9 protein-coding genes are annotated in these 11,400 nt (G+C 71.3%); 3 read left to right on the forward strand and 6 right to left on the reverse strand.

Annotated features, from left to right (window positions below):
- Positions 1-365: 365 nt before the first annotated feature.
- Positions 366-1,364 carry a M23 family metallopeptidase gene (locus ACY0I8_RS01620; RefSeq protein WP_461393291.1) on the forward strand — a complete coding sequence of 333 codons (999 nt, stop codon included), beginning with the start codon at positions 366-368 and terminating at the stop codon, positions 1,362-1,364.
- Between the two features lie 62 nt (positions 1,365-1,426).
- Here ACY0I8_RS01620 and moaA read toward each other — a convergent pair whose 3' ends face one another.
- Together moaA and ACY0I8_RS01630 are read right to left on the reverse strand one after the other, a co-directional pair.
- Positions 1,427-2,419 carry a GTP 3',8-cyclase MoaA gene (gene moaA, locus ACY0I8_RS01625; protein ID WP_461393292.1) on the reverse strand — a complete coding sequence of 331 codons (993 nt, stop codon included), beginning with the start codon at positions 2,417-2,419 and terminating at the stop codon, positions 1,427-1,429.
- On the reverse strand, positions 2,416-4,731 hold the full coding sequence (locus ACY0I8_RS01630; protein ID WP_461393293.1) for a penicillin-binding protein 1A: 2,316 nt from the start codon (positions 4,729-4,731) through the stop codon (positions 2,416-2,418). Before ACY0I8_RS01630 ends, moaA begins: the two co-directional genes overlap by 4 nt.
- Before the next feature lie 127 nt (positions 4,732-4,858).
- Here ACY0I8_RS01630 and ACY0I8_RS01635 point away from each other — a divergent pair, with 127 nt between their 5' ends.
- Positions 4,859-6,490: a HEAT repeat domain-containing protein gene (locus ACY0I8_RS01635; RefSeq protein ID WP_461393294.1), complete on the forward strand. Its 1,632-nt coding sequence runs from the start codon at positions 4,859-4,861 to the stop codon at positions 6,488-6,490.
- Complete coding sequence (locus tag ACY0I8_RS01640) at positions 6,487-7,806, forward strand: HD-GYP domain-containing protein (RefSeq protein WP_461393295.1); 1,320 nt, start codon at positions 6,487-6,489, stop codon at positions 7,804-7,806. Before ACY0I8_RS01635 ends, ACY0I8_RS01640 begins: the two co-directional genes overlap by 4 nt.
- On the opposite strand, the gene ACY0I8_RS01645 is transcribed toward ACY0I8_RS01640, so the two are convergent.
- The 4 genes from ACY0I8_RS01645 to ACY0I8_RS01660 form a co-directional block, all read right to left on the reverse strand.
- Complete coding sequence (locus ACY0I8_RS01645) at positions 7,721-8,365, reverse strand: HEAT repeat domain-containing protein (RefSeq protein WP_461393296.1); 645 nt, start codon at positions 8,363-8,365, stop codon at positions 7,721-7,723. The genes ACY0I8_RS01640 and ACY0I8_RS01645 overlap by 86 nt on opposite strands.
- Before the next feature lie 2 nt (positions 8,366-8,367).
- A complete protein-coding gene (ybgF, locus tag ACY0I8_RS01650) occupies positions 8,368-9,243 on the reverse strand; it encodes a tol-pal system protein YbgF (RefSeq protein ID WP_461393297.1) in 876 nt (291 codons plus the stop codon).
- Entirely contained in the window at positions 9,244-9,855 is a 612-nt protein-coding gene (gene pal, locus ACY0I8_RS01655) for a peptidoglycan-associated lipoprotein Pal (protein ID WP_461393298.1), read from the reverse strand.
- 190 nt (positions 9,856-10,045) lie between these two features.
- Positions 10,046-11,374, reverse strand: a complete 1,329-nt coding sequence (locus ACY0I8_RS01660) for a Tol-Pal system beta propeller repeat protein TolB (protein WP_461393299.1) — start codon at positions 11,372-11,374, stop codon at positions 10,046-10,048.
- Positions 11,375-11,400: the final 26 nt, after the last annotated feature.

Here is an 11,400-nt window from a genome sequence, read left to right on the forward strand (position 1 = left end):
GGCTGCTTGGCGGCTAGGCGGCCAAGAACCTTTGGGACTCCGGCGTCCTCTCCCGTGCCACACCCTGTGGGAGTGGCACCGAATCAGGGGCTAACGTTCGGAGGGCAGATGCCAGAAAGGCCCTGTCCTCTGTCGTCTGTCTTCTGTCTTCTGACCCCTGGCACGGGCGATCCCTCTGTGACCGAACAGCGGACGTTCCTGTTCTTGCGAACAGGACGCTTCCCTCTGACCGGGCCCGCGGTTTGCAGCACGGGTGGGGGAGACGCCCCGTGAAATGGACATCGAAGGACCCCTGTGGTAAGAAATGCCGGCCGTTTTTCGGCCGATCCGGGGGGAGGCCGGAGATTGCCTCAGCGAGGATTCCCATGGACCAAAAGTCCGATTTCGTAACCCTCTCCTGGACCTCCCGGGCCACGGGCGAGGCGAACCGGCTGGTGCTCTCTCGCCGGTTTCTCCTGGTCAGCCTGGGCGTCGTTCTGGCCGCCGTGCTGCTGGCGGTGGTCGGCACGGCCACCGCACTCCGGTTGCAGGCGGAAAGCGCGGCCCTGCGGGAGAGGTTGGCCCGAGTGGAGGGCGAACGGGCCGAACTGGCCGAGCGGCTCGCCGCGGCCCGGACCGAGATGGAACAGGTCAGGGAGGGCCTCGCCCGGGTGCGGGCGGAGGAAGCAAAGATCCGGTCCTGGCTGGGCCTCGAGACCGATACGGGCGAGGATTCGGCGACGGAACTCCCCGCCGAAGAAGGAGGCGGGAAAGGCAGCCTCGGCGACGTAGCGATTGACGCGGTCTCGCCGGCCGACCGCACGGCTCAGGCCGAGGAGGACGCCGCACCCGGCACCCGGGCCCCCCGGCTCCTGGATGACGTGCGGTCCCTGGCCACGGACCTGGGGGATCTTGCCCGGGCCGTGGAGGCCCAGAAACGCTCCTGGGACGCGATCCCGGCGATCACCCCGGTGGACGGGGAGCACTGGATCAGCTCGGGATTCGGCTGGCGCCGGAGTCCGTTCACCGGAAAGAGGGAGTTCCACAACGGCATCGACATGGCCGGCCGCAAGGGCACCCCGATCGTGGCCCCCGCCGACGGTAAAGTGGTGCGCGTGGTGCGTGACCGGAACCTCGGCCGGTCGATCACCCTGGACCACGGCAACGGCATCCGGACCATTTTCGGGCACCTAGACAAGGTGCTCGTGAAGCGGGGCCAGCGGGTCAAGCGCGGCGATCGGATCGCCACCATGGGCTCCAGCGGCCGCCGGTCCACCGGCCCCCACCTTCACTACTCGGTCAAGGTGGACGGCAAATACGTCAACCCCAAGCACTACCTCCTGGACCGCGGCCGGGTGCCCTACCCGGTCGCCCGGGCAAAGTAACCCCCTCGGGGGAACTGGGAGGCAACGGGGCTCGCTTCGCGTCCGCGCGTTCGCGCCTTTCCTTACCCCCCCACCTTGTGCATAAAGGGCCGGTCCCGGGGGCCGTCGGGGGCGGCCGCGATGCCGTGGCCCGGGGGCTTGGCCGAGACGGCGTCCCGCAGCACCCGGGCGAGCTCGGCGTCGTCCGTGCCCGACCGCAGCACGAGCCTCAGATCGATCTCATCCCGGGAAAAGAGGCAGGTGCGGAGTTTCCCCTCGGCCGTGATCCGCATGCGGTTGCACGAGCCGCAGAAGTGATCGCTCAGCGGGCTGATGACGCCCACGGTTCCCCCGCCGGGGAGCTCGAACACCCGGCTCGGCCCGCCGTGGGACCCATTGGCCCGGGGCACGAGGGGCCCCAGGGTCGAGAGCACCTCCAGGATCTCCCGAGCCGGGACGACCCGGGCCTCCTCCCAGTCGGCCCCGGCCGGCATGAACTCGATGAACCGCACCTCCACCCCCTCGTCCCGGGCAAAGGCGGCGAAATCGAGGATCTCGTCCTCGTTCACCCCCCGCATGGCCACCACGTTCACCTTGACCGGCCGAAGCCCTGCATCCCGTGCCGCCCGGATGCCGGCGAGCACCCGTTCCAACCCCGGCCGACGGGCGATGTGCTCGAACCGGTCGGGCCTGAGGGTGTCGAGGCTCACGTTCACGCGGCGCAGGCCGGCCCGTTGGAGGGCCTCCACCCGTTCGGCCAGGAGCACCCCGTTCGTCGTGAGCGCCAGATCCCGCAGGCCCTCCAGGGCCGAGAGCCGCGCCAGGAACGCCTCGATCCCCCTGCGGACCAGGGGTTCTCCGCCGGTAACCCGGATTTTTTCGATCCCCAGCCGCACGGCCACGCGGGCGACTCGCAGGAACTCCTCGTAGGACAGCACGTCCTCGTGCCGAAGCGACGGCACCCCTTCCTCGGGCATGCAGTACCGGCACCGCAGGTTGCACCGGTCGGTGACCGAGATCCGCAGGTAGTTGATGCGGCGGCGGTGACGATCGGTCAGGGGCTGGGGATTGTTCATCGCAGGAGCTCCAGGGCCGCCGGATCGCGGGGGTCCACCGCGCGGCCCACGGGAACGGCGGGTTCCGCCTCCTCACGGGGCGCGGCCGCAGGCGGGGCCTCGGGGACCGTGCCCTTCACGAACGCGGCCGTAAACGTCTTTCGGGATCCGGGGCCGGCCAGTTTTCCGGTCTCCGCGTCGACCCTTGCAAACTCCACGCCCTGGGGCACCGGGAAATCGGCCTTCGGCCGGCCCCGGAGCGCCTCCCGCATGAAGGCGAGCCAGATGGGCGCCGCGGCCCGGCCTCCGGTTTCTTTGCGGCCGAGGCTTCGGTTGTCGTCGTACCCCACCCAGACCAAGGCCAGGAGGTCCGGGGTGAACCCCACGAACCAGGCGTCCCGGTAGTCGTTGGTGGTGCCGGTTTTTCCGGCGGCCGGCCTGCCCAGCGCCCGAACCGCCCGCCCGGTGCCCTCCCGCACCACGCCCCGCATCATGTCGGTCATCACATAGGCCAGGGCCGGGTCCAGCACGGGGTCGCCTGCGGGCTCTTCGAAGGCCTCGAGCACGTTGCCGTCCCGGTCCTCCACCCGGAGCAGGAACACCGGGTCGTGCCGGAGGCCTCCCGAGGGGAACGCGGTGTACACGGCGGCAAGGTCCAGCGGGCTCACCGCCGGGGAGCCTAGCGCCACCGAGAGGTCGGCCGGGATCTCGGCCCGTAGGCCCAGTCGTTTCAGGAACGACACCCCGTATCCCACCCCGATGTCCTGGAGCACCTTCACGGTGACCACGTTTCGCGAACGCACGAGCGCCTCGCGCAGGGTCGTGGCCCCGTAGAACCGCTCCGTGTAGTTGTGGGGCTTCCATTTCTCCGGCAGGTCGGGCGACCCGAACACCACCGGGGTGTCGTAGACCAGGGTAGCGGGGGTGTACCCCTTGGCCAGGGCCGCCGCATACAGAAGGGGCTTGAGGGCCGAACCCGGCTGGCGCCGGGCCTGCACGGCCCGGTTGAACTGGCTCCGTCGGAAGTCGTATCCCCCCACCAGGGCCAGGACCTCCCCGGTGTGGGGGTCGAGGCACACGAGGGCCCCTTCCACCTCGGGCTCCTGGGCCAGATGGGCCGTGAGCCCCCCGGCCCCGTCGTCCTCGATGTCGCACCACACCACGTCGCCGGGCCGGAGCAGATCCGTGGGCCCCTTGCCGCGGGGGAGGGCCCACCCCATGGTTTCGGCGGGCATCGGGACCCTGAGTCCCCCCACGAGCACCGCGGCCCCCCCCTCCGACACATCTACCACGAGGCCCTGGACCCGGCTCCCGGGGGCAGGGGCCGGGCCTTCCCCAAACGGGCCGGGATCGGCCGGGTCCCCGTGGCCCACCGGGCCCCGGAACCCTCCCCTCCGGTCCACGGCCTCGAGACCCCGGCGGAGCGCCTCCTGGGCCGCGGCCTGGAGCCGCGCGTCCAGGGCCGTCACCACGGTGAGCCCCCCCCTCAGCACCGCGTTCTCCCCGTATCGCTTCACCAAGAGCCGACGGATGTGCTCCGCATAGTAAGGGGCCACGCGGCCGAAGGGGTTCTCGTATCCGGCCAACTCCAGCGGTTCCTCGGCCGCGGCGGCGGCCTCCTCCTCCAGGATCCACCCCTCCTCGGCCATCCGGCCCAGGACGTACCGGCGCCGCTCCAAGGCCCGCTCCGGGTGCCGGTAGGGGTCGTACCGGCTCGGCGCCTGGGGCAGCCCGGCCAGCAGCGCAGCCTGGGCGAGGCTCAACTCTTTCGCCGAGATGCCGAAATATACCTCAGCGGCCGACTCCACCCCGTAGGCGCCGTGGCCGAGGTAGATCTGGTTGAGGTAAAGCCGCAGGATCTCGTCCTTCGTGAGGTCCCGTTCGATCCGTACCGCCAGGACCGCCTCGCGGATCTTGCGTTGGAGGCTTCGCTCGGGGCTCAGGAGGAGCGATTTCGCCACCTGCTGGGTGATGGTGCTCCCGCCCTGCACGACGCGGCCGGCCCGGAGGTTCGTCCAGGCGGCGCGCACGATGCCGGCCAGGTCCACGCCCTCGTGGGAGAAGAACTCACTGTCCTCAGCGGCGAGGAAGGCGCGTACCACGTGGGCGGGGAGGTCTTCCACCTGGACCAGCTTGCGCCGCTCCTGGTAGAACTCCGCCAGGAGCACGCCGTCCCGGCTCCATACCGTGGTGGTCAGGGGGGGCCGGTACCGCCGCAGGGAGGTCGCGTCGGGGAGATCGGCGAGGACTTGTCGCAGGAGGAGGCCTGCCGCGCCCCCGACGACCGCGAGGACCGCCGCGGCGGCCAGACACCAGCGGGCCGTTTTGCCCATGGAAAGGATACCGTCCGGCAAGAGGAGACAACCCGGCGCCGTGGGAGGAGCCCGGGAAGGATGATCGTTTCGGTTTCCCAGACACTCTAGCACAGGCCCAAAAACCCGAACAAGAAAGCCGAACTGCATGGAACCCACCCCTGTGCCCGATAACCGGCTCGTGCTTCCCCCGGCCAAGATCGAGGCGGCCCTCGCCAGCCTGCACCGGGCCGTATCGGCGCGGCAGTTCTACCCCCAGGGACACCCCCAACTCGCCGGCATTCTCCAGCAGGCGTACCGGTCCTGGCGGGAGGCGGAGGAGGACTACCGCTGGGCCGAGCCCGGGCTCGAGTTTCGGGACGGAAAACTCTGGCTCGGCGACGAGCCCGTGGGCACCCGGAATCCGGCGGTTACCGGACTGGCCCGCCTGTTGGGCCGGCACGGGCTTCGCGGGTTGCGGGTGCTCCGGCCCTGCTCGAAGGACGCCTTCGCCCACCTGGTGGACCTTCTGGCCGCGAGCCCGGACACCCTCGCCCCCCAGGGAGGGCTCGCGGCCCTGTGGGCCAGGAGCCTGTACGCGGCTCACCTCGAGATCACGGCGGCTCGCGCGGTGGCAGCCCCGAACCGGCCGGAGCCGCGCAGGCCCACCGCGTGGGGGCAACCGCTCCCGTCTGACCGGGTCCCCCAGGCCCTGGCCGACCCGGCGCTCCAGGCCCGGTGGGGGGCGCTCGGCAAACGGGGCCCCCGGGAAAAGCGGGTGTTCGACCTCCTCATGCGCCTCGGCCAGGAAGAGAGCGTGCCGGGGTTCCTGGCGGTGCTCGAGGAGGTGGCCCGGTTCGTGGGCGACTACACCGAGATGCAGCGGTTCCGGGAGGCCTACGACGTGATCCTGTTCCTCTTCCGAGAGGCCCAGGGCATGGACGCCCTGGGGGACGAGGTCCGGCGGGACTATCTGCTCGACACCATCCGGATGCTCCTCAGGGGCGAGTTCCTCGAATGGCTCATCGGCCGGGTGGCCGGGGAGACCTCGGAGGCCGACGCCGAGGCCGGGGCTTATGTGCTCAGGGCGCTCGGAAAAACCGCGGTGGTGCCCTTGGTGAACGCCCTCGTGGCCGAAAAACGCCGCCTCGGCAGACGGCGGCTGGTGGAGATCTTGGTAGGCATCGGGGAACCGGTGGTTCCCGTGGCCCTCAAGATGCTCGAGGACCAGCGGTGGTACGTGGTGCGCAACATGGTGACGATCCTGGGCGGTATCGGTACGCCCGAGGCCGTGAAGGGGATGCTGCGCGCAAGCGCCGACCCGGACCCCCGGATCCGGCGCGAAGCCGCCCGGATGCTCGGCCGTTCGCCGCTCCCCGAGGCCGAGGACCGGATCCGGGAGCTCCTCGAGGACCCTGACCCGTCGGTGCGCCTGATGGCGATCTCCGCGGCGACGGCCCGGCGGTCGGCCGCCATGGCCGAAGCCCTCTGGAAGCTTTACGACGGGATCCCGGTCCGGGCCCCCCACTGGGACCTGAAGCCGGCCGTGCTGCGGGCCCTGGGCCGGATCGGCCACCGGGAGTCGGTGCCACGGCTCCTGCGGATCGTCCGAAAGCGTCCCTGGCTGCGCAGGGCGCGCTGGGAGGAGATCCAGGAGGCTGCGATCCAGGCGCTCGGCGATCTGGGGGGCGAAGAGGCCCTGGCAGCCCTGGAGCGCGTAGCCGAAACCGGAAGCCCGCGGCTCCGCGCGGCCGCCCGCCGGGCGATCGCCGCGGCCCGGGACGGAGGAGCAGAATCTTGAGCGGCGCGCTGTTTCCCGGCCAAGCCGACCGCCTCCTGAGAAGCCTCGTGGGCGCGGCCAAGGCCCAAACCCTCTACCCGTCCGGGCACACGGCGGTGGTGCGGGCCCTGCAGGCCCTCGACCGGGAGTTGGCCGAAGCCCTGGCCCCCGGCGAACCCTTGCTCCTCGCCAAGACCCCCTCGCACCTTTTGCTGGGCGGCGTCACCTGGCTCCCCGAAGACCCGGTCGCGGCGGACCTGGTCCGGTGGTTCGCGGCCCGAGACGTCGAGGCCGTGGAGATCGGGCCGAGGGCCACCGGGGCCGAGGTGGGGCGGTTCCTCGCCTGGCTCACCGGCTCCGACCCGGCGCCGTGGGAAGGGCGCCACGTGCGCCTGACCAAGGTAGACGAGGGGGATCCCTGGAAGCGGGGGCAACGCACCTATCTCGAGGCTCTGGACGCTTTGGAGGTCGCGTACCGGGAAGCCCAGGAGGGGCGGATCCCCGATCCCGAACGGGCGTGCCGGTGCGTCCAGTCGTTCGTGAAGATCTTGGAAGAGGATCCCGCCGTGGGCCAAGGCCTCGCGCTCCTCAAGAGCTACGATCGCTACACGTTCCACCACAGCGTGAACGTGTGCCTCCTAGCCCTCTCCCTGGGCCAGCAATTACGGGTCGGCACAGGGGAAACCGAGCGTCTAGGCGTGGGGGCGCTTCTCCACGACATCGGAAAAACCCGGACCCCTGCCGAGATCGTCCGCAAACCCGGGCACCTGGATCCCACGGAGTGGGCGGCCATGCGGCGCCACCCCGTTCTGGGCCGTCAACTCCTGGAAGCCATGGACGGGCTTCCCCCCGGCGTCGCCCGGCTGGTCTACGAACACCACATGCACCACGACGGCGGCGGGTATCCGGACCGCCCTCCCGGCTACCGGCTCGACCGGTTGAGCCCGATCGTCACGGTGGTGGACGCCTATGACGCCATGACGACCCACCGCCCGTACAGCCGGCCCCTTCCGCTTCCCGAGGCGGTGTCCCAGGTGCAGTGGCTCTCGGGGAAGAACTTCGACCCGGAGGCCGTGGAGGCCTTCCGGAAGGCGATCGGCACCGTGCCGGTGGGGTCGGCGGTGCGGTTGACGAGCGGGGAGGTGGCCGTGGTGACCCGGCTGACCGCTATCGGAGAGGTGGGCGAGGTGTGTGTGGTGGTCGATCCCACCGGCCGGCCGCTTCCGCCGGGGGAGCAGGTCGTCCGGCCCATCACCGGCCGGGAGGTGGTTCGGTGGGTGGACCCGCTGGTCCACGGGATCCGGCCCCACGAGGTTCTGGCCCGGGTTCGCCGCTGAGCCCGATGCGGCCCAGGGCCTCTACGGCGGCGGCCCGAACGGCTGCGTCCGCATCCGCCGCCAACCGGGTGAGCGGAGCCACCGCCGGCTGGAACCCGAGGAGCCCCACCGCCCGGGCCGCGGCCGCCCGCACCGAAGGCGACGGGTCGTCGAGTCGTTCGGCCAGGGCCGGGCCCGCCCGCCGGTCGCCCAGGTCCCCCAGGACTTCGGCCGCCCGGACCCGGACGAGCGGTTCCTCGTCGGCCAACCGCTCCACCACCCTGGGGGTGACCCGCCAGTCCCGGTAGGCCTCGACCACCCGGAGCGCCGCCACTCGCACCCCGGGCTGGGCGTGGCCCAGCCCGCGCACGGCGAACCGCAGCCCCAGGTCGTCGCGCACCCCCTCGAGCGCCCGCAGGAGCGCCACCCACTCCTCCTCGCCCCCCGCCGAGGCCTCCCGCACCGCCTGCGACAGGCGCTCCAAGAGGTCGAGGCGGTCCAAGGCCTCGGCGGCAACCCGACGCACCTCGGGGTCGTCGTCCTGAAGCCGCGGGAGGATGGAGCGGCGACGGGGCGTCACCTTCACTCCCCCAGCATCTCCAGCTTTTTGCGGGCGATGGCGGCCTGTTCCGAGGAGGGATGCTCCCGGAGGAGCTTCTTTAGCAGGATGCGGGCGTCCACCGGGTCGCCGATGGCGTCAAAGGCGAAGGCCTGCTTGAGGAGCGCGCTCGGGACCTTGTCCCCCCGGGGGAACTCCTGCACCACCTTGTCGTACGCGAGGATCGCCTTCTCGAACTCCCGCTGGTCGTAATAGCTCTCGCCGATCCAGAAATAGGCGTTGTCGGTGAGGTCGGTCTTGGGGTAGAGCTCGATGAACCGCTGGAACGCCTCCCGGGCCTCGGCGTGTTTGCCCTCCTTGTAGAGGGCATACGCCCTGTCGTAGAGCTCTTGGGCCGAGCCCCGGGGCTGCGCCGGCTCCGGCTTGAGGGGCTCGGCCGCGGCCGCTGGCGGCGCGGGTGTCGGAGCCGGCGTTGCGGACGGCGCCGCAGCCGCCGTTCTCGCCTCGAGCGCGGCCACCCGCTTCCCGAGGTCGTCGAGCCGCCGCTCCAGGGCCTCCAGCCGATCCCCGGGCATCGCGGGGGCCGGCCGCTTCTCCAGCGCGTCCACGCGGCCGAGGAGCGTCCGAACCTGGGCGTCCAAGGCCTCGATCTGCTGGCCGAGCTCCGCCAGGCGGGGCCCGTAGTCGGGCGCCGCAGGGACCTTCTCGGTGGCCCGCGCCTCGCTCAGCGCCCGCTCGAGCTTGAGGAACCGCTCTTCCAAAGCGGCAAACCGCGCGTCCTGCCGGGCCACATCGTCCCGGGTGGGGATCTGCGCGCAGGCCCCAAGGAGCACAAGCGTGGGCAGGACCCCCGCCAGGGCCCTGCCCACGGCCTTCCCGCGACCGAACACGGACGGCATCTACCGCCCCACCTCCACGAACTCGGCCCGGCGGTTCTTGGCCCAGGCCTCCTCGTTGTGGCGCGGATCGAGCGGCATCTCCTCGCCGTAGCTCACCACGCTCATCCGGTTAGGGTCGATGCCGAGGTCCATCAGGTACTGGAACGCGGCCTTGGCCCGCCGTTCCCCGAGGGCGAGATTGTACTCGGTGGTCCCCCGCTCGTCGCAGTGCCCCTCGATGCGGATGCGCACCCCCGGGTTCTGCTGCAGGTACTCGGCATTCTTCCGCAGCACCTCCTGGGCATCGGGCCGGATCACGGCCTTGTCAAAATCGAAATGGATCCGTTCGAGCCCCGGGGTCGTCTCCCGCGCGAGCCCCGCCCCCTCCACGGGCTTTTCGGGCGCCGGTTCCACCGCGCCGGTGCGAGCCGGCGGAGGCTCGGGCGCGGGCGCGGGTTTCGGCGTCTCCCGGACCACCGGCTTGGGGGCGGGCGCCGGCTTCACGGGCGTCACCTTCGCCGCCGGGGCCGCCGTTTCGCCCTCCTGGCGCACCTGCTTCTTGGCGCATCCCCCCACGGCCAACGCGGCCAACAGCATCCCCACCACGGCCCATCGCAGTGTCATCCGACCCATGTCACGATCCTCCTTTTCGTCGTCCTGCACCAAGCGGCAGACAAGATGGAACGTCAAAACGCCCGACCGCGGAACGCCCACCAGCGCCCCCCGAAGGGCCCGCCGTGGGGTCCGTATCGCCCGGGGCCCCCGCCTCCCGGGCGGGTCGTCGCCTCGAAGCCGCCCCCCCCCCCGCACCCCGGCTCCGGGATCACTGGACCGCCGGGCCCCAGGCCGGCTGCTCGGCCACCTCGCCCCGGGGGGTGACCCGGCGGAACTCCTGGCCGCCGACCCGGAACACGTACACAGCCTTCTCCCCCTCGCGGTTCGAGGTCACTGCCAGAAACCGCCCGTCGGGGGACCAGGTGGGATCGTAGGTGTCCCAGGCCCCAAACGTCAACTGCCGGACCTCCCGACCCCGGGGATCCACGAGATACACCTGGAACCGGCCTCGGTCGTCCTTGCCCGTGAACGCGATCCAGTCGCCCCTTGGCGACCACTCGGGGTCGCCGTTGTGGGTGCCCGCGTAGGTCAACCGCCGCACGTCCCCCCCGTCGCGGTTCATGACAAAGATGTGGGGGTTCCCCATGCGGTCCGACACGAACACCACCTGGCGGCCGTCGGGCGACCAGGCCGGCGCCACGTCGATGGCGCGGCTGCGGGTGAGTCGCACGAGTCGGCGGGTGGCCTTCTCCATGCGGTAGATCTCGGAGTTGCCGTTCTCCGACAGCGTGATCAGGATCTCGGTACCGTCGGGCGAATCCCGGCCCCCCAGATCGATCCCCCCTCGCCGCGACACCACCCAAGATCGGCCGTCCGAGAGGTCGAGCAGGTAGAGATCCGGCTCCCCGAGCACGTAGGAGGTGTAGTAGAGGAACCCACCTTCCCTCGACCACGAGGGGTTCAAATTGAGGGACCCGGTCCGGGTGAGCCGCACGGGGTTCGCCCCGTCCATGTCCACCAGGGCGAGCTCCTTGCCCCGCCCCACCCCCACGACGTACGCGATCCGGGACCCGAACGGACCCGGGGTGCCCGTGAACTCCTCGAGCAGGGTGTTGGCGAACCGGTGGGCGATGCTGCGCGCGGACTCACCCGGGCCGTCGTAGTGGCGCCCCAGGATGAAGCTCCGGCGGAGCACGTCGTAGGCCCACAGGTCCACCGAAAGGCCCAGTTCCCCCGGCTGCACCCTCCCCTTGATCAGGAGCTCCGCCCCGATGGCCATCCAGTCCGCGAACCCGGCGGCGTCGGGCTGGAGCGGCGCCCGCTGGGGGTCCTCCAGGTAGGCCCGCGGATCCACCACCTCGAACAGCCCCGCGAACCCCAGGTCCCACCGCAGCACCTCGGCGATCACCCGGTGGGGCTCGCCCGATACCCCTGCCTCCTTGCGCAGGAGGGGCACAGCCACCGGCACGGGCCGGAGCGCCGGCGCGTTGATGTCGATGTACACCTTGGCGCCGGCGGGGGGCGCGCTGCCGGTCACGAGCCATCCGAGGGCGAGGAGCAGCGCCCAGATGCGTACACCCGTCGCGTTGGCCGTCACGAGACCCCCGAGCAGAATTAGAAAAA

It is taken from the genome of Deferrisoma sp., assembly GCF_054681715.1.

Excerpts from the sequence above, each read along its gene's own strand:
- moaA (WP_461393292.1), bottom strand. The coding sequence starts at position 2,419 with ATGAACAATCCCCAGCCCCTGACCGATCGTCACCGCCGCCGCATCAAC.
- pal (WP_461393298.1), bottom strand. The coding sequence starts at position 9,855 with ATGGGTCGGATGACACTGCGATGGGCCGTGGTGGGGATGCTGTTGGCC.
- ACY0I8_RS01635 (WP_461393294.1), top strand. The coding sequence starts at position 4,859 with ATGGAACCCACCCCTGTGCCCGATAACCGGCTCGTGCTTCCCCCGGCC.
- ACY0I8_RS01630 (WP_461393293.1), bottom strand. The coding sequence starts at position 4,731 with ATGGGCAAAACGGCCCGCTGGTGTCTGGCCGCCGCGGCGGTCCTCGCG.
- ACY0I8_RS01620 (WP_461393291.1), top strand. The coding sequence starts at position 366 with ATGGACCAAAAGTCCGATTTCGTAACCCTCTCCTGGACCTCCCGGGCC.
- ybgF (WP_461393297.1), bottom strand. The coding sequence starts at position 9,243 with ATGCCGTCCGTGTTCGGTCGCGGGAAGGCCGTGGGCAGGGCCCTGGCG.